At 70.8% G+C, this 18076-nt stretch carries 13 protein-coding genes and 1 tRNA gene; 7 read left to right on the top strand and 7 right to left on the bottom strand.

The genetic code is table 11. The annotated features are described in order from the left end of the window. Positions 1 to 45: 45 nt before the first annotated feature. On the bottom strand, positions 46 to 1200 hold the full coding sequence (locus tag LH62_RS10040) for a patatin-like phospholipase family protein (protein WP_052214069.1): 1155 nt from the start codon (positions 1198 to 1200) through the stop codon (positions 46 to 48). Between the two features lie 171 nt (positions 1201 to 1371). Beyond that, entirely contained in the window at positions 1372 to 1872 is a 501-nt protein-coding gene (locus LH62_RS10035; RefSeq protein WP_160299810.1) for a Pvc16 family protein, read from the bottom strand. Positions 1873 to 2117: 245 nt separating this feature from the next. On the opposite strand from LH62_RS10035, the gene LH62_RS10030 reads away from it, so the two are divergent. Beyond that, positions 2118 to 3164, top strand: a complete 1047-nt coding sequence (locus LH62_RS10030; RefSeq protein WP_052214068.1) for an isocitrate/isopropylmalate dehydrogenase family protein — start codon at positions 2118 to 2120, stop codon at positions 3162 to 3164. On the opposite strand, the gene LH62_RS10025 is transcribed toward LH62_RS10030, so the two are convergent. Together LH62_RS10025 and LH62_RS10020 are read right to left on the bottom strand one after the other, a co-directional pair. Further along, entirely contained in the window at positions 3139 to 4287 is a 1149-nt protein-coding gene (locus tag LH62_RS10025; RefSeq protein WP_043360979.1) for a CaiB/BaiF CoA-transferase family protein, read from the bottom strand. The two genes, LH62_RS10030 and LH62_RS10025, sit on opposite strands and share 26 nt — an antisense overlap. 76 nt (positions 4288 to 4363) lie before the next feature. After that, positions 4364 to 4729, bottom strand: a complete 366-nt coding sequence (locus LH62_RS10020; RefSeq protein ID WP_043360975.1) for a cupin domain-containing protein — start codon at positions 4727 to 4729, stop codon at positions 4364 to 4366. A gap of 169 nt (positions 4730 to 4898) precedes the next feature. On the opposite strand from LH62_RS10020, the gene LH62_RS10015 reads away from it, so the two are divergent. Next, complete coding sequence (locus LH62_RS10015; protein ID WP_160299809.1) at positions 4899 to 6449, top strand: PAS domain-containing protein; 1551 nt, start codon at positions 4899 to 4901, stop codon at positions 6447 to 6449. Positions 6450 to 6491: 42 nt separating this feature from the next. On the opposite strand, the gene tsaD is transcribed toward LH62_RS10015, so the two are convergent. Then, positions 6492 to 7535 (bottom strand): tRNA (adenosine(37)-N6)-threonylcarbamoyltransferase complex transferase subunit TsaD, encoded by a 1044-nt coding sequence (gene tsaD, locus LH62_RS10010; protein WP_043360974.1) that lies wholly within the window; start codon positions 7533 to 7535, stop codon positions 6492 to 6494. Between the two features lie 41 nt (positions 7536 to 7576). On the opposite strand from tsaD, the gene hemC reads away from it, so the two are divergent. From hemC to LH62_RS09985, 5 genes are all read left to right on the top strand, one after another. Then, positions 7577 to 8566: a hydroxymethylbilane synthase gene (gene hemC, locus LH62_RS10005; protein ID WP_043360973.1), complete on the top strand. Its 990-nt coding sequence runs from the start codon at positions 7577 to 7579 to the stop codon at positions 8564 to 8566. Further along, entirely contained in the window at positions 8559 to 9290 is a 732-nt protein-coding gene (locus tag LH62_RS10000) for a uroporphyrinogen-III synthase (RefSeq protein ID WP_043360972.1), read from the top strand. Before hemC ends, LH62_RS10000 begins: the two co-directional genes overlap by 8 nt. A gap of 344 nt (positions 9291 to 9634) precedes the next feature. Continuing rightward, positions 9635 to 10828: a COG4223 family protein gene (locus LH62_RS31095; protein WP_043360971.1), complete on the top strand. Its 1194-nt coding sequence runs from the start codon at positions 9635 to 9637 to the stop codon at positions 10826 to 10828. A gap of 4 nt (positions 10829 to 10832) precedes the next feature. Beyond that, entirely contained in the window at positions 10833 to 12152 is a 1320-nt protein-coding gene (locus LH62_RS09990; RefSeq protein ID WP_082012454.1) for a heme biosynthesis HemY N-terminal domain-containing protein, read from the top strand. Between the two features lie 59 nt (positions 12153 to 12211). Then, positions 12212 to 12286: transfer RNA gene (locus tag LH62_RS09985), tRNA-Thr, on the top strand. Between the two features lie 258 nt (positions 12287 to 12544). Here LH62_RS09985 and LH62_RS09980 read toward each other — a convergent pair. Together LH62_RS09980 and LH62_RS29170 are read right to left on the bottom strand one after the other, a co-directional pair. After that, positions 12545 to 15724, bottom strand: a complete 3180-nt coding sequence (locus LH62_RS09980; RefSeq protein WP_043360969.1) for a chemotaxis protein CheB — start codon at positions 15722 to 15724, stop codon at positions 12545 to 12547. 628 nt (positions 15725 to 16352) lie between these two features. Next, complete coding sequence (locus tag LH62_RS29170; RefSeq protein WP_082012453.1) at positions 16353 to 17366, bottom strand: chemotaxis protein CheB; 1014 nt, start codon at positions 17364 to 17366, stop codon at positions 16353 to 16355. Between the last annotated feature and the right edge of the window lie 710 nt (positions 17367 to 18076).

Raw genomic sequence — 18076 nt, 5'->3', positions numbered from 1 at the left:
GAGCCAGGTTGCCCCGCTCAGGTAGCTGCACCCGACCAGAGCTTGCTAGCGGGCGGGGCGCGCCTCCACCTCATGCAGCAGCAGGCCGGGGGCGAGCACCGCCGCCGCCGCCGGCTGGCGCAGGCGCTCAAGCACCTCCTGCATGCCGCGCTCCCCTGCCGCCCAGCGGTCGGCAAGGGTGGCGCGGGAGAAGTCGAAAGCCTTGCCCGCCCCCGCCTCGTCCTCGGCCGCATGGTAGTTGAGCAGGACCACCGTCGCCTCGGCATGGGCCAGCAACGCGGCCAGTTCGGCCTCGCGCTCCCGCTCCGGCGGCAACTCGGCGGCGAGGCGTCCGATCAGCGCCCGCATGCGGTACTCGCGGATGCGACTCTCCAACGCCTGCCGCGTCTGGTTGCCGAAGGCGAGGTCCCCCGCCCGCGCCACCGCCGCGCTGAGCGAGGCAGGCCGCCGCCCCGACCGGGCGAAGAGCTCCACGACCAGGCACTGCAGCGGTCCCGTCCCCGGCGCGTCCAGCACGATGTCGATCGGCGCGTTGGTTGAGATGCCGCCATCCGCCAGCAGCCGCCCCTCGACCTCGACAGGGGTGAAGAGCGGCAGCAGGGCGGAGGAGGCGGCCAGATGCTCCGGCCCGATCCGCGCGCCCGCAGCGGTGTCGAAGGCCACGCGCTCGCCCGTCTCCACATCCGTCGCGGTGATGGTGAGGCGCATCTCGCCGCGGTTCAGGCGATCGAAGTCGATGAATTCCGGCAGGAGCCGCATCAGCGGCCCAAGCTCGTAGAGCGAGGCGGCCGGACCGAGTTCCGGCAGCAGCCGCGGGCGGAACAGCGCCGGATTGCCGAGCAGCAGCGTCTGCATCGCGCTCAGCTGGTTGTAGCCGCGGCGCCAGGGCCCGGCCTCCGGCGGCGGGCCGAAGATCGCGGCGGCAAGCGGCATCGGCTCCGTCGCCGCCCGCTCCCAAAAGCGGCGCAACGCGGCAACGCGCTGCCCCGGCGCGTTGCCGGCGATGATCGCCGCATTCAGCGCCCCGGCCGAGGCACCGAGCACCCAGGGCGGCGCCCCGCCCTCCGCCGCCTCGTAGGCGGCATAGGCCCCGGCCTCGAATGCGCCGAGGGCGACGCCCCCCGAGAGGACCAGGGCGCGCCGCGGGTCCGCAGGCGCCGGGGCGGCCTCGGCCGACAGGTTCGGATGGTGCATGTCCATGGCGGCTTACCGCGAGGGGGCGAAAGCAGGGGCGGTCGCACGGCCTGTGCCGCTGGAGGCGCCGGTGATGACGATCATACGAGGCTCGGGCATGGGAAATCCTGCGCCAGTCATGTTGCAGTGCAATATGATCGTGGAAACGAGTCGCCTCGGGCGGAGTTCCTTGCGCCCTCACCCCATGCTGGGCCGCAACCGCATGCTGTGGACCATGTAGGGAAGCAGCAGCGGCGGCGGGTCGCCACAGGCCTCCAGCAGGCGCAGATAGGTTTCGTCCGGCAGGTGCTCGAGCGTGACCACCAGTGCCTCCGCCTCGATGTCGCCCAGCTCGCCGGCGGCTTGGATCAACGGGTTCCGCTCCAGGGCCTGCATGCAATGGCCGAGCATCGTCTGCTCCGCCGCGCTGTCATGGCCGCGCACCGCCAGCAGGTAGCGCAGCCGCATCCCGGCGCCCTCGGGCGGATCGGCCTTGGAGGCGGTGCGCAGCGGCGAGGTGTCGCCCGGCGTCTCCTCCGGCTGGATGCGCCAGAGGATGAGGGCGATGCCATGGCCCGGATTGGTCCGCGCCTGGGTGAGGGTCATCGCCTCGACCGCCATCCCGTGCAGAGCGCCGTCGCGTTCCAGGCTGGAGCGGAGATGGCTGGTGAGGGCGGCGCTGGCGGCTGCGATGGGCATGGCGGACTCCGACGCTGTGCCGTCGCCAACGGCCGGGACGAAGCCGGGGTTTCCGGCGCCGCCAGCGGCGTGCAGCGGACCTTCGCCTTTCCGGCCGGCAACCGGCAAGCCGCAGCGGCGTGGGACCTTGTCCGCCTGACCGGCCTCGCCCGGGGCCGCGACCAGCATCCACGAAAGTGGTATGGAGCCGGCTCATGCTGCAGCCCCTGACCGGGTTGCGGTAACCCGAGGCAGAGCGGAGCCCCATGATGGGTGGACAGGATACACAAGGCGCCATCCCGGCGACGCTGATCCCCGGCGACGGCATCGGGCCGGAGATCACCAGGGCCGTGGTCGCCATCCTGGAGGCACTCGGCGCGCCCTTCGCCTGGGACGTGCAGCAGGGCGGCCTCGCCGGCATCGAGGCGCATGGCGACCCGCTGCCCGGCGTCACGCTCGATTCCATCCGCCGTACCCGCCTTGCCCTGAAGGGCCCGCTGACCACGCCGGTGGGGGGAGGCTTCCGCTCGGTCAATGTCCGCCTGCGCGAGGAATTCGGCCTCTACGCCAACCTCCGCCCGGCTAAGAGCATGGTGCCCGGCGGCCGCTACGAGGATATCGACCTCGTCATCGTCCGCGAGAACATCGAGGGGCTCTACGTCGCCTTCGAGCACTACATCCCGATCGAGGGCGACCCGCATGCGGTCGCCATCTCCTCCGGCGTGAACACCCGTGCCGGCTCGCGCCGCATCCTGGAATACGCCTTCGACTACGCGGTGAAGCACGGGCGGAAGAAGGTGACGGTCGTCCACAAGGCGAATGTGCTGAAAGCGCTGACCGGCATCTTCCTCGAAACCGCGAAGGAGGTGGCGCCGCGCTACGCCGGGAAGGTCGAGTGGGACGACCGCATCGTCGATGCCTGCGCCATGCAGCTGGTGCTCGACCCCTGGCGCTTCGACGTCATCGTCACCACCAACCTTTTCGGCGACATCCTCTCCGATCAGGCGGCGGGGCTGATCGGCGGGCTCGGCATGGCGCCGGGGGCCAATATCGGCGCCGATGCGGCGATCTTCGAGGCGGTACACGGCTCGGCCCCCGATATCGCCGGCAAGGGCATCGCCAACCCGCTGGCGATGCTGCTCGCCGCCGGGCTCATGCTGGAGCATGTCGGCCGCCAGCCCCTCGCCGCCCGGCTGCGCGCGGCGGTGGACCGCACCCTCAACGGCGACGGCATCCGTACCCGCGACCTCGGCGGCAGCGCCTCCACCATGGACTTCGCCGAGGCGGTCATCCGCCGCCTGCCGGAGGCCTGACCGGCACCGGCGCGCCGTACTCGGCATTCGCCTCGCCGAGCGCCGGCGCGCCGCGCTCCACCGGCGGCCTCACCCGGTCGAAGGAGACCGGCAGGCCGATCCCCCGCGGGGCCTCCGGCGCCGCCACCACCATGCCCAGCGCCTCGGTCTGCGGATGCGCCGCGACCGCCGCGAGGTCGTGGATCGGCGAGCAGGGCACGCCCGCCGCCTCCAGCGCCGCCGCCCAGTCCTCGCTTCCGCGCGCCAGCATCGCCGCCTCCAGCAGCGGCAGCAGGATCTCGCGGTGCGCGATGCGGTCCTTGTTGGTGCGGAAGCGCGGGTCGGCGCCCCATTCCGGGTGACCGAGCACGGCGGCGAATTTGGCGAAGAGGCGGTCATTCGCCGCGGCGACGACGATCTCGCCATCGGCCGTGTCGAAGGCCTGGAAGACGATCAGCTTCGGGTTGCCGCTGCGGTGCCGCGGCGGCTGCCGCCCGGTCTCGAAGAAGCCGGCGAAATGCTGCCCCATCCAGCCGAGCCCGGTCTCGAAGAGCGAGGTATCGACCGTCGCCCCCTCCCCCGTCAGGTGCCGCCGCTGCAGGGCGGCGAGGCAGCCGAGCGCCGCCCAGACCCCGGTGCCGAGGTCGAGCACCTGCATCCCGACCCGCGCCGGCTGTGCCTCCGCGCTGCCGTTCACGCTGAACATGCCGGCGAAGGCCTGCACGATCGGTTCGTAGCCAGGCTTCAGCGCCAGCGGCCCGGCGGCGCCGAAGGCATGGAGCGAGCAGTAGATCAGGCGGGGATTCAGCGCCCGCACCGCCTCCGCCCCGAGTCCCATCGCTTCCAGCGAGCCGGGACGCATGTTCTGGATGAAGATGTCGGCCCCTTTGAGGAAGCCGCGCAGCCATTCAACGGCCGCCCTGTCCTTCAGGTCGAGCGCGATGCTGCGCTTGTTGCGGTTGACCGCATGGAAGGTGGTCGCCGTCCCGGCATGGAAGGGCGGCCCCCAGCCGCGTGCATCGTCGCCCTCCGGCCGCTCGATCTTCACCACCCGGGCGCCGAGCAGGCCGAGGATCTCGCTCGCATAGGGGCCGGCCAGGTTCTGCCCGAGCTCGACCACCGTCACCCCTTGCAAGGGCAGCATGACAGCGCATTCCTTCCGCCGACGTTTCGCGCGAAAGTCTGGGCGCCGCCGCCGCCCAGGGTCAAGCGGGGAGGGTTCAGGCCGGCTGGAAGTCGAATTCCCCGTTCTGCGACTGCCACTGTTGCACGGTCAGCACCTGCGCGCCGCTCTCGCTCTCGTGCGGCCCATGGATCTGCCCGGCCGGATGGGTGAGGAAGCCCCCCGGCCCCAGCCGCTGCCCGCCGTCGATCAGCTCGCCGCTGAGCACGTAGTGCATCTCCGAGCCCTTGGTATGCGAATGCGCCGGGATGAAGCCGCCCGGCGGGATGTGGACGATGCTCGTCACCACGCCCCGCTCCGCATCCTCGTTCAGCACCTGGATGCGGAACTCGCCCCGTGCCCCTGGAATGACGAAGGGCGCCGCTGCCACCTTCTCCGCCGCCTGCCTGATCCCGTCCGCCATGCCTGTCGCTCCCGGCTTGTCGGCGGGCCAACGCCTGCCCGCCATGCCGGGTTGCCGCCCTGCTCCCGATCTGTTGACCCGCCGATCGTCGCCTAGCAGGTCCCCTGACTGACGCGATGCAGCATTGTGCATGCGGTTTCCTTCAACCCTGGCGCGTCAAACGGCATTGGTGACACGCGGATCAATCGGCCTGCGCGCGTTGCCGCCCCTGTTGCTGGCCCTGGCGGCGCTTGCCCTGTGGCTGGCGGATGGGAGGGACCGCGCCCGGATCGCCCTGCCCGTCCTGCTGCTGCTCGCCTTGGGCCTCGTCCTCGCCGCCATCCTGGCCCGCTGCCTGGCCGAGCGCGACCGCGCCCGCGCCGGAGAGGCGGCGAGCGAGCGCCGCTTCCGCGCCCTCTCACGGGCCGGCGCCCTGGTGCTCTGGCACGGCGATGCAGAGGGCGCGATCATCGAGGCCGAGGGCTGGACCGAGCTCACCGGCCAGGAGTCCGCGGCCCTGCGCGGTGCCGGCTGGCTGGAGATGGTGCACCCCGCCGACCGCGAGCCGACCATCGCCGCCTGGGCCGCGGCCCGCGCCGCCCAGGCGCCGGTTGACATCGAATACCGCGTCCGAACCATGATGGGCGCCTGGCACTGGGTCCGCGCCCGCGCCGTGCCAACCGGGCGGGAATGGGTCGGGCTGCTCGAGGATGTGCACGAGCACCGGCAGGCCAGCCTCGACCTCGCCGAGCGGCAGGAGAAGCTCCGCCTCGCCCTCGAGGCCGCCCGGCTGGTGAGCTGGGAATACGATGTCCACGCCGATCGCGGCCGCCGCATCAGCCGCCTCGACGACTCGGTGGACGCCCCCGCCCAGCAGGGCTTCACCCTCGCCGACTGGGCCGCCGCGGCGCATCCCGAGGACCGCCCCACGGTCCTCGCCCGGCTGCAGGCCACCATTGCCGGCGAGGCGGCGGATTTCGCCGCCGAATTCCGCGTCCGCCGCCGCCCGCCGGCCGAGGGCTGGGCCTGGATGGCCTCCCAGGGCGCGGTGACCGAGCGGGACCCGGCGACCGGCCGGGCGCTGCGCCTTTCCGGCATCTCGCGCGACGTCAGCGAGCGGCGCGAGGCGGAGCAGCGCCGCCTGCTGCTGATGCGGGAGGTGGACCACCGCGCCAAGAACGTCCTTGCCGTGGTGCAGTCCGTCCTGCGCCTGACCCGGCGCGACCGGCCGGAATCCTACATGGCGACGGTGGAGGCCCGCGTCGCCGCCCTCGCCCGCGCCCATACGCTGCTGGCCGAGAAGGGCTGGGTCGGCGCCGACCTCCGCCTCATCGCCGAGCGCGAGCTCAGCGGCTGCCCGCCAGGGGCGGTGCGGATGGAGGGGCCGCCGCTCGCCATCGGGGCCGGCGCGGTGCAGCCGCTCGCCATGGTGCTGCACGAGCTGGCGACCAATGCGGTGAAGCATGGCGCCGCGTCGGTTCCGGCGGGGCGGATCACCCTCGCCTGGCGGCTGGAGGAGGACGAGCTTCGCCTCGACTGGACCGAGCGCGGCGGCCCGCAGGTGGAGGCTCCCTCCGGCCGCGGCTTCGGCACGCGCATGCTGGACGCGGTGCTGCGCGGCCAGCTCGGCGGGACGCTGGCGCTGGATTGGGCGCCGGCGGGGCTCGAATGCCACATCGCCCTGCCCGCCGCCCGCGTGGTGGCACTGGCCGACCCGAACCAGCCCCAGTCGGCCGCCTAGCCGCCCCTCTGCCAAGCCTGCCTTGCGACCGCCGGCTTCCGCCTATGCCGTGAGCTGGTCGAGCGGCCAGCGTGGCCGCGGCGCATGGCCGAGCGGGTCGGCCAGGCCGCGCCGCAGCCGCTCGACCCCGGCCCAGGCGACCATCACCGCATTGTCGGTGCAGAGCCGGATGGGCGGCGCCACCAGCGCCAGCCCCCGCTCCCCCGCCACCCGGCCGAGCGCCGTGCGGATCGCCGCATTGGCCGCGACGCCGCCGGCGACCACCAGCGCCGTCGCCGCGGGCAGCATGTCGAGCGCATGCCGCGCCCGGTCGGCCAGCACCGCCGCCACCGCCGCCTGGAAGCCGGCGGCGAGGTCGGCGCGGTCCCGCTCCGGCAGCGCGCCCGGCGGGTGCTTCGCCACGGCATGCGCCACCGCCGTCTTCAGCCCGCTGAAGGAGAAGTCGCAGCCCGCCCGCCCCAGCAGCGGCCGCGGCAGGGCGAAGCGGGCCGGATCGCCGCCCGCCGCCAGGCGCTCCAGCGCCGGCCCGCCCGGCCAGGGCAGGCCGAGCAGCTTGGCCGACTTGTCGAAGGCCTCGCCCACCGCATCGTCGAGGGTGGTGCCGAGCCGCCGGTACCGCCCCACCCCTTCCACGGCGACGCATTGGCAATGCCCGCCCGAAAGCAGCAGCAGCAGGTAGGGGAAGCGCGCCCCGCCCTCGACCAACCCCGGCAGGGTCGCGGTCAGCGCATGCGCCTCCAGGTGGTTCACCGCGACGAAGGGCAGGCCATGGGCGATCGCCAGCCCCTTGCCGAGGCTCGCCCCCACGATCAGCCCACCGATCAGCCCCGGCCCGGAGGTCGCGGCGATGCCGGCGAGGTCGCCGAAGCCGAGCCCCGCCTCCGCCACCACCCGGGCGGCGAGGCCCGGCAGGTGCTCCAGATGGGCCCGCGCCGCGATCTCCGGCACCACGCCGCCAAAGGCCGCATGCTCCTCCAACTGGCTCAGCACCGCCTCGGCGAGGATCGTCCCATCCGCCCGCAGCACCGCCGCCGCCGTCTCGTCGCAGCTCGATTCCAGGCCCAGCACCGTGGCCGAGGCATCCATCCGCACTTTCCCCTTCTCCGCGGCCGCTCTATGACGCCGCGATGCCGCTCGACGATACCCTCGCCCAGGTTCCGCGCCACGGCCGCGCCCTGCCGCTCCGCGTCGGCACGCGCGGCTCGCCGCTGGCGCTGTGGCAGACCCGGCACTTCCTGTCGATCATCACCCGCGTCTGCCCGGTGCTGCGCGCGGCCGGGGCCTTCGAGGAGCGGATCATCGCCACCTCCGGCGACCGCATCCAGGACCGCCCGCTGGCGGATATCGGCGGCAAGGGCCTCTTCGCCAAGGAGATCCACGAGGCACTGCTCGACCGGCGCGTCGATTTCGCCGTCCACAGCCTGAAGGACCTGGAAACGCAGCTGCCCACCGGCATCAGCCTGGCCTGCACCCTGGCGCGGGAGGATGCGCGGGATGCCATCGTGCTCGGCCCCGGCTGCACCCCGCCGGACCCGGCCGACCCCTATGGCTGCCTGCCGGCCGGGGCGGTCATCGGCACTGCCTCCGTCCGCCGCCAGTCGCAGATCCTGCATGCCCGGCCCGACCTTCGCTGCGAGACCATCCGCGGCAACATCCAGACCCGGCTCGGCCGGGTGCGGGCGGGCGACTTCACCGCTTCCTTCCTGGCGCTCGCAGGGCTGAAGCGCATGGGTCTCGAGCGCGAGGCCGGCGTCGTCCTCGATGCCGAGGCGATGGTCCCGGCCGCTGGCCAGGGCATCGTCGGCATCACCTGCCGCAGCGCGGATGCCGAGTTGCTGGAGCTGCTCTCCGCCATCGAGGACCGTGCCGCGGCGGCGGTCAGCCGGGCCGAGCGGGCGCTGCTCGGGGCGCTGGATGGCTCCTGCCGCACCCCGATCGGCGGCCATGCCCGACTGCTGCCGACCGGGGCGCTGCATCTCACCGGCCTCGTGGCGCGGCCGGATGGCAGCTTCCTGCTGAAGCGCTCCGTCACCGGCCCGGCGTCGGATGCAGCCCGGCTCGGCGCCGCGCTCGGGGCGGAGCTGAGGGCCGACAGTCCGGCCGACCTCTTTGCCTGAGGCCGTCCTCGTCACCCGGCCGGAGCCGGGGGCGGAGGAGACGGGCCGCCACCTGGCCGCCCTGGGCTGGGAGCCGGTGCTGGCGCCCGCCCTGCACCTCGCCCCACGGCCGCTGGCGCCCCCTGCCGGCGTGCAGGCCCTGCTGCTGACCAGCCGCGCCGCAGCGCGGGCGGTGCGGCCCGGCGCGCTGCCGCCCAGCCTGCCGGTGCTGGCCGTCGGCGAGGCGACGGCGGCCGAGGCGCGGCATAGCGGCTTCGTGAAAGCCGAGGCCGCGGCCGGCGATGCGGCGGCGCTGGCGCAACTGGCGGCTGCACGGCTGAACCCCGAGGCGGGGCCGCTGCTGCTCGCGGTCGGCGAGGGCTATGGGCTGGAGGTGGCGCTGGCGCTCAGGCAGCGCGGCTTCCGGGTGCAACGCCGGGTTGCCTATGCCGCTGCCCCGGCGCCGACCCTGCCCGACCGGGCCAGGAAAGCCCTGACCGATGGACGGGTCGTTGCTGCGCTGTTCTTCTCGCCGCGTTCGGCTCATTGTGCCATCTCCCTGTTCCATGAGGCCGGGCTGGCCGAAACCGCCGCGTCGGTCATGGCGTTGGCGTTGAGCCCCAGGGTCGCGGCGGCGCTGCAAGCAGCACCCACCCCCCTGGCGTGGCGCGCCGTGCAGGTCGCCGACCGGCCCGACCAGGACTCGCTTCTGCAACTGCTCGGACCCAGGTTAGCGAAACGATGAGCAAAGCCCCCGACCCGAAGCCGAAGGCCTCGCGCGCCGCCACGCCCAACCGGCCGCCGAGCGAAGCCCCCACCACCCCGCTGGGCGCCGCCCCGATGGCGCGGGCGGAGGCGGTTCCGGCCGCCGGCATCACGCCACCCGCTGCCGCGCCTGCCTCCGCTGCGGCACCTGCCGCTGCTCCGGCACCCGCGGCCCCGACGGCGCGTCCGGAGCCGGTTCCGGCCGCTGCCGGCATCACGCCGCCGCCGCAGCAGGCTCCGGCTTCCCCGCCGGCACCAGCTCCGAAGCCAGCGATGGCTTCGCCGCCGCCACCTCCCCCCCCTCTCCCGCCGCGGAATTCACCATTGAACCAGCCTGGACCGCAGCCCTTCCTCGGCAAGCGCATCGACCCGGCCGCGATCGTCATCGGCATCGGCGGCGTGGTGCTGGTGATGGCCCTCTGGTGGCTGCTGACGACGCCGCGCTCCTCGCAGGAGGCGAGCGTCGATCCCGCCCGCGTGGCGCAGATCGAGCAGCGGGTGACCGCGCTCGACGGGCTGCGTGGCGAGGTCGGCGCGCTGAACGGGCGCATCCAGCAGGTCCAGCCGCTCGAGGCACGCATCAAGAGCCTCGAGGAACGGCCGGTGGCGACCGACACCCGGCCGATCGAGACCCGCCTTGCCGCGCTCGGTGAACAGGTGGCGGCGAATGAGCGCAACGCCGGCCAAGCCAATGAGCGCGACACCGCGGTGGAGCGCCGGGTGCAGGCGCTGGAGGCGCGGCCCGCCGTCGATCCCGCCGGCCTCGCCCAGCGCGACACGGTGGAGCAGCTGTCGGGACGCGTCGAGCGGCTGACCGAGCGTGTCGAGCAGCAGGCCGGCAGCCTCGATGACCGGCTGCAGGACCAGGCCCGCGCCGCCGAGGGGCGCCTCGCCGCGCAGGACAAGGCGGTGCAGGACCGGCTCGGCGCGCTGGAAGGCACTCTCAACCAGCGCATCGCGGCGCTGGAGGGCACGCTCGGCCAGCGCATGGCCGCGCTGGAGCAGGCGCAGCAGCGGCTGGCGGCGATCGAGGGGCGCACCGCCCGCCTCGCCGCCATCGACGGGCTGCGCGGCGCGCTGACGGCCGGGCAACCGCTCGGCGCGGCACTCGGCCGCATCGACCAGCCGCCGCAGGCGCTCGCCCGCTTCGCCCAGTCGGCGCCGCCAACCGAGGCCTCGCTGCGCCTTTCCTTCGAGGATGCGGCCAAGGCGGCGCGCGCCGCCTCCGACGCCGCGCAGGGGCCGGACGGCAGCCGCGGCGGCGTGGTGGACAGCGCCCTTTCCCGCCTCGGCGGGCTGGTGACGGTCCGCCGCGGCGACCAGGTGGTCTGGGGCGATGCGGCGGAAGCCGAGATCGAGCGCGCCCGGCGCGCGCTGGAGGCCGGGGATATCGAGATGAGCCTGCAGCATATCGACAAGCTGCCGCCGCAGGCGCGGCAGGCCATGCAGGGCTGGGCCGACCAGGCCCGGGCGCTGATCGCGGCCCGCGCCGCGCTCCGCCAGCTGGCGGCGGGCTGAGCCGATGGCGCGCGCGATTTGGGTGCTGCTGCTCCTCGGCATCGGCACCGCCGCCGCCATGTGGCTCGCGGAACTCGGCGGCACCGTCGAGATCAAGGTGGGGGATTCCTGGATCGGCACCAGCTTCCCCATTGCCCTGCTGATTCTCTGCCTCGCCTTCCTCGTGCTGCACGGCATCCTCAGCCTGATCGGCGCCATTCGCCGCTGGCCGGGGCGGGCGCGCAACAAGCGTGCCTGGCGCCACCGCCATGACGGCGACGCGGCGCTGACGCGGGCGCTGGTCGCGCTTTCGGCCGGCACCGCCGAGGCGGCGCGGCTCGAGGTGCGGAAGGCCCGCAAGCTCCTCGGCGACACGCCGCAAACCCTGCTGCTGGCCGCCGAGGCGGAGCGCCTCTCGGGCCATGACGAGGCGGCCGCCGCTGTGTTCCGCCAGCTTGCGGAGCGGGACGATGCGCGCTTCATCGGCCTGCGCGGGTTGCTGCGGCAGGCGATGGCGCGGGGCGACTGGAGTGCTGCCCTCGCCCTGGCCAAGGAGGCCGAGGCGGTGCAGCCGGGCGCCTCCTGGCTGCGGGAGGAGCGGGCGCAGCTCGCCCTGCAGACGCGCAACTGGCGCGAGGCGCTGAGCCTGGCGCCGGCGGATGCGCCGCGCGCGCCGCTCGCCCTGGCCGCGGCCGGGCAGGAGCCGGATGGGGCCAAGGCGGCGGAGTTGGAGCGGCAGGCCTTCCAGGCCGATGCCGCCTTCGCCCCGGCGGCCATCGCCCATGCCAGGCGGCTGCGCGGCGAGGGCAGCCCGCGCCGCGCCAAGGGCGTGCTGGAGGAGGCCTGGGCGGCGACGCCGCACCCGGACCTCGCCGAACCCTACTTGGCCGACGACACCGACCCGCTGGCGCGGGTGAAGGCGGTGGAGATGCTCATCCGCCGCAACCCGACCGTGGCCGAAAGCCGGCTGCTGCTGGCGCGCGTCTCGCTGGCGGCCGGGCTCACCGGCCGGGCGCGGGGTGCGCTGGAGGCGGTGGTGAAGTCGGGTGAGGCCGACCGGCGGGCCTATCTGCTGCTGGCGGAGCTGGAGGAGGCGGAGCATGGCGAGACCGCCGAATCCCGCGCTGCCCAGGCCCGCTGGCTGCGCGAGGCCGCTGGCGCCCGTCCGGAGCCGCGCTGGCGCTGCGGGCATTGCGGCACGGAGCATCGCCGCTGGGCGCCGGTCTGCGAGGCGTGCGACACCGCCGGGCGTATCGCCTGGACGGCGGAGCCGGCGGTGGAGCGGCATGCGGCGCCGGCCGGTGCGCGGGCCATCAGCGGGCCTTTGCAAGCCGTGACCGGCTGACCTGCGCGAAGGGTGTTGCCGTGACGGGCGGGCGCGGGTATTGAGCGCCCGTCTGCGTTGCCGACATAGCTCAGCGGTAGAGCAACTGATTCGTAATCAGTAGGTCCCCAGTTCAATCCTGGGTGTCGGCACCAGACTTTTCAAACACTTAGGCATTTGCGTTTACCTGCAGCGAAACTCTCGCTTTTTTCTGCGGACCCATAGCGGACCCGCTGCGTGGTATTTCGCGCCGCTTGGTCCAATGGCCTGGAAAGTGACCTGATGATCCGTGTGAAAAGTCGGAGAGCAGTGAAACACCACGGGGGCTAAATCACTCCTTGTGCTTATGCCGAGATAGCAAGGCCGCCGCCCGCTGGAGCCACCGCAACGGGATCATTGCATCGGGGATGAGATCAGCTGCGACCCTCGGATAGCTTTCCGGATTTCGCCAGGACGGTCAGCGGCAACTCGATCCTGCTGCGCAAGCCAGCCTCATGAAAGTCTGCCTTGAAGGTTCCGCCGAGATCATGGCGCAACTGCCGCTCGATGAGTTCGGAACCGAAACCTCGCCGTTCTGGCGGCATATGCACTTTGGGCCCGCCCGTTTCCAGCCAGCGCACCACCAGGCGTGCCGCGGTGCCAAAGCCTTCCGTCGACCACTCGATGGTCACCTGGCCAGTCTCGGTCGACAGAGCGCCATACTTGGCGGCGTTGGTCGCCATCTCGTGCAGGATCATGCCCACCGATAAGGCCGCCTTAGGCGTCAGCCACGCCGGAGGACCCTGCATCACTAGGCGGCCGGGGCCGACCGCATAGGGCAGTAACTCCTTCTCGATCAGGTCCTGCAGCGGTACGTCGGTCCAGCCCCCCAGCGAAACCAACTCATGCGCCCGAGCCAGCGCCCGGATCCGGCCAGTGAAGGCTACCCCGAAGTCCTTCAGGTTGGTGGCCCGCCGCAAGGTATGCGTGGCGACAGCAGAGACCACCTGCAGCATGTTGCGCACCCGGTGGTTCAGCTCGTCCACCAGCGTCCCCAGCAGTTCTCCCTCGACCACCTGGGTGATGTCAAAGAAGGTCACCACCACGCCGTCCACTGTACTATCCGCAGTCGTGTAGGGCAGCATCCGCATCAAGTAGTGCGCGGCGCCGCCCCGCGCCGTAACGCGCCGTTCCACGGGCACGCGCTCATTGAGCACGCGGCGTGTCTCACGTCCAAAATCCACGCCGTCGATATAGCTGGTAAAGCTGCTGAGGGGGCGGCCGCGGTCGGAGTGGACCAGGTCGAAGATCCCGGTGACCGCCGGCGTGAAGTTGCGAATCACCAGATGCCGGTCGAGGAACACGGTCGCCACCTGCGTGCTGTCGAACAGGTTCCGCAGGTCGGTATTGGCCAGGTCGAGCTGCTCGATCTTGTTGGACAGTTCAAGATTGGTGGTACGCAGCTCCTCGTTGACCGATTGCAGCTCCTCCTTTGAGGTTTCCAGCTCCTCGTTGATGGATTGCAGCTCCTCGTTGACCGAGACCATTTCCTCGTTGGCGGATTTCAGCTCCTCGGTCGCTGTTTCGTATTCCTCGGCCATCGACTGCAGGCGGTCGCGCGCGTCACGCAGGTCGTGCTCCAGCAGCTCGATGATCTGGTCCCGCGGCGTATCCGTGGTGGCGGCAGGGGCGATGTCCGGCCGCGGCACCGGTGGCTGCACGTCGGCGAACACAACCATGAACAAAGGGTCGTGCCCGTCACGCGTCGGCAGCGGCGCCACGGTGAGCGCGACCATCTGCCGTTGGCCGCTGAACTCCACCTCCACGCTTGACCGGGTCGCCGGGCGCCGCTGGTCGATCGCCTGCCGCAATGCCGAGCGCAGGTCCAGGCGCAAACCGCGCCGGGCCATTGCCAGCAGCTGCCGGCTCGGGATCCCCGCCGACGGCTCCAGGTACTTCCCAAGGTTGGCCGTCTGGTAGACGATGTCGCCTGTGGCATTCACCAGCAGATGCGGCGGCGCGAAGTGCTCGGCCGCAAAGGCGTGCGCCATCTGGTGCAGTTCGGTGGCACCGCCTATCTGCGGCCGGCTCAGCGTTGGCATGGAAGGCCAACTCCGCCGGGTGCCTTGAGCCAGCGATTGGGCACGAACGGGCAGGCCCGGCGCCAAGCTATCGCGGCGCTGAAAGATCCGGTGCGCCTTGTCGTCCGGCTTGAACAAGTCGTCATGGCGGGTTGTGGTCTCCGACACGCCGAGGAACAGGTAGCCGTTGGGCCGCAGCGCATAGTGGAACAGTGGGATCACCTGCTCCTGCAACTGGCCGCCCATGTAGATCAGCAGATTGCGGCAGGACACCATGTCGATACGCGAGAACGGCGCGTCGCGGATGACGCTGTGCGAGGAGAACACGCAAAGGTCCCGGGTTTCCCGCGAAACCGCGTAGGTGGCGCCATCTGTGACGAAGAAGCGGGCCAGCCGCTCCGGCGAGACGTTGTCCATCATCGAGGCCGGGTAGCGGCCGCCGCGCGCCACAGACAGCGCGGCCTCATCGATATCGGTGGCGAAGATCTGGATGCGCGGGCTATCCGGCCGGCCAGCGATCTGCTCATGGGCCAGGATGGCGAGCGAATAGGCTTCCTCGCCGGTGGCGCAGCCCGGCACCCAGATGCGCACGGTGTCGTCCGCTCCGCGGCCTTTGAAGATGGCAGGAAAGACCCGCTGCGCCAGGGCAGCAAACGCGTCCGTATCGCGGAAGAAGCCGGTGACGCTGATGAGGAGGTCGCGGAACAGGTTTGCCGCCTCGTCCTCGTCCTGCCGCAGCAGGGCGACATAGGCGTCCATATCTGGCATCGAGCGGACTTGCATGCGGCGCTGCACGCGGCGGAAGAAGGTCTTGGCCTTGTAGCCCGCGAAGTCGTGGCCGACCCGGGTCCGCAGGATGCCGCTGATCTCGTCCTGCCTGGCCGCGGCCTGGTTGGCGCCGCCGGCCCTTCGGTCGTCCTCGGCTGCCACGTCCAGCCCGTCCGGGTGCCGGGCCAGCTCCGCCAATCGACCAGGGATCTGGCCGGAGGGCAGCACCAGGTCGACGACACCCACCGCGACAGCACTGTTCGGCATGCTGGGATAGCGGGGTACCGTCCCGTCGCTGCCCTGGGCGATGGTGAGCCCCCCGGCTTCCTTGATGGCCTTGAGCCCCAGCGTGCCGTCGCTGCCGCTGCCGGACAGCACGACGCCGATGGCGGCTTCGCCTTGGTCCTCGGCCAGGGAGGCAAAGAACAGGTCGATCGGCTGGCGCTCGCGCTGATTCTCCGGCAGCTGGCGCCTCAATACGAGCCGGCCGCCGCAAAGGGTGATCAGAGCGTCGTTCGGCAGCACATAGGCATGGCCAGGCTGAACCACCTCACCATCCCTCGCCGGCACCACAGGCATGCTAGTGCAGTCCCGCAGGATCTCGGGAAGCGCGCTGTCGTGGCTGGCGCCGACATGGGTAACGACAACAAAGGCCATCTCAGGGGCTGGGTCTGGCATGGCGCGGAACAGCACCTGCAAGGCTTCGACCCCGCCGGCCGAGGCGCCGATACCCACGACCGGGAAGCCACGTCTCTGGTCGTTCATAACGCCAGCTGGGAACGATGCCCTCGTACCTGGAACTGGCGATCAGCCAGACCACGGATCCTGCCGCTGCAGGTGGTGGCGCGGCACAGCGTCAGCATTGCCGGCGCTTGGGAAACTGTACCCCTCCAAATGAGCAACGAAATGTCCGGCATGTGGCAAGCCTCCGTCGGTGCGCCCGGTATGCCTCTGGTTGGTCGAACAGTGGCAGACGGAACGGAAGAACGTTAGCGCCAAACCCATCGTTCCACGTTGGCCGGAGTGAATGCCAGCCGCCCGAATGATGCGATCAGCTTTCGCAATATCGCATACGGCCTTTTCTGACGGAGTGCGTAGCGGGCGCGGCAAGATCTAAAAGATTAAAGATGCAGATTTCATTGCAGCCAGTGGTTCGCGAAACAGTGCCTCTACCGACAAAACGGGAACGGCAGCGCGAGCCGACTGGCCTCACTGCCGAAGCCGATCAACGCCATCGTGATAGTCATCCCCATCAGCCGAGCGAGCAGCGCAGTGTCTCACGTGTCCAGCTGCACCGCCCGTCCTGCATTCCGCTCATAGTCGCGGGGCAGGCTGGGACCCTGGGGCAGGATGCCTGCCATTAGCTGATGGCGGTGAAAGACTTGCCTGAAATTTATCCAACCGCAGTGGGAAATGGCGGCTGCCGCAACGTTTCTATCGCGGATGCAATCAATTCAGCCGAGCGTTGCGCCTCCTCCGAGGCGGATTGCCAACGGGACGCCACACCAGCTTGATCGTGCTGTATTGCAGCGCGCTCCAGCGACTGGAATAAAGTCTGGCGATCCCGCTGCGTTCGAAAGGCAACTCCCAACGCCAATTCCAGAGCTTCGGTTTGGTGTGCAATCAGAGTCTTGAGGCCATAGGCATGGCCAATCTGGCAGCGAAACCGGGGCGAGCTTTCACCGCCGACTGTGTTCAGCACTCCGCCACATTCAGGACATCCCAGCACGCTCGGTTTTCCAACCGTTGCCATCTCCTTGCCCATGGCGGCAATCTCCTGACAGGATATCTGGACCTCAAGCACGAGTTCGGCTGGAATGGGAACCGTTGGCCCGGCGGTACTCCATGCTAGTTGCTGCAGCAGCGCCGGTAGGTCGGCCGCCGGAGAACAGTATTCCGCATCAGCCCGCTCCTGCGCGTTGCGGGGCATGTCGGGCCATTCAGCATCCGCCGGATCCTGAACCACAGTGATGCCGCCACAGCGGCGTATTGCGACAAGCCCCTCCGCCCCGTCATCCAGCATGCCGCTCAACACAATGCCGACGACTTGAGAGCCGCAGGCAACAGCTGCCGAGCGAAACAACGAATCTACCGCAGGCCGGGTCCGGTTCTCCCGTGGACCGCGGCGCAACATGACCCGCGTCCCGCCGTCGGCAAGGATGAGGTGTTGATCAGGGGGCGCGACATAGATCCGGCCGGGATGAACTTGCTCGCCATCAACCGCATGATGTGCCTTCAGCGGGCCAGCGCGGCTTAATATGTCCGGAAGATTGCTATGCCCAGCTGGGGCGACATGCAAGACGACGAAAAGAGCGGCAGGCAAGTCACGAGGTAGACCACCACATACCGTCTTCAACGCGGCCACACCGCCTGCCGAGGCACCCATGACGATAATGTTGTGGTTCACCGGGAAAGCCTTTCGTTACGGATGCCCAAGCCGATGTGGATCATGTTCCATTGTGATCGCCTTGGAACCCATCTCCGATAAAGCTTCTGCCGGTAGACGGTTCATGCTGCTGTTTCGACGGTCTGGCCGACGTTTCGATCCTCGAACTGCACGGAGCTGCAATAGTCCAAGGCGAAATGTAAGCTACAACGCCTGCCAGGAAGCTCCTGCGGCGTGGCGAATGGTCAGATTTAGAGGGGGGCAGCAGGAACTGGCCCCGGCACCCCCACTCCCACTAGCAGTCGCATCGCTTTTGGGTCGAGGCGGTGCCACTGGTCAGCCCGGAGCGGGCGAGGCCTACACCGGTAACCCGGCAAAGCGTCGAGCTGCACCAGTACCCAGCGGGCCACCTTCAGCGTCACCGCTGTCTCCGCCCGCCGCAGCTCCGCCCGGCTGGACCGCCGGCCATGCTTCAGGGCGTTCACGTTCCCGGGCTGGCCACCCCGCCGCCGGAGCGTTCGTCCGTCGAGTTGTGCCAGGCCACCCCCGCTTTGCTCTAGCGCACGCGCTGCAGAGCCTCCGACCTGGTCGCCGGTGGGTGACAGCCCTTCGTCCTCCCTACCCGCCTGCATGACAGTCTTCGGGAGGCTTTTCGGCATCCAGGGCAGCCACCAGACGGCCCGTCCAGGCAAGCGCTTCGGCGGCCTCGAGGAGGCGTTCCCGGTCTGCGC

The sequence above is a fragment of the Belnapia sp. F-4-1 genome, from assembly GCF_000802185.1.
In the GTDB taxonomy this organism is placed as follows: domain Bacteria; phylum Pseudomonadota; class Alphaproteobacteria; order Acetobacterales; family Acetobacteraceae; genus Belnapia.
Note: the sequence above shows the minus strand (reverse complement) of the source record. Positions and strands in the feature narration are given on the sequence as shown.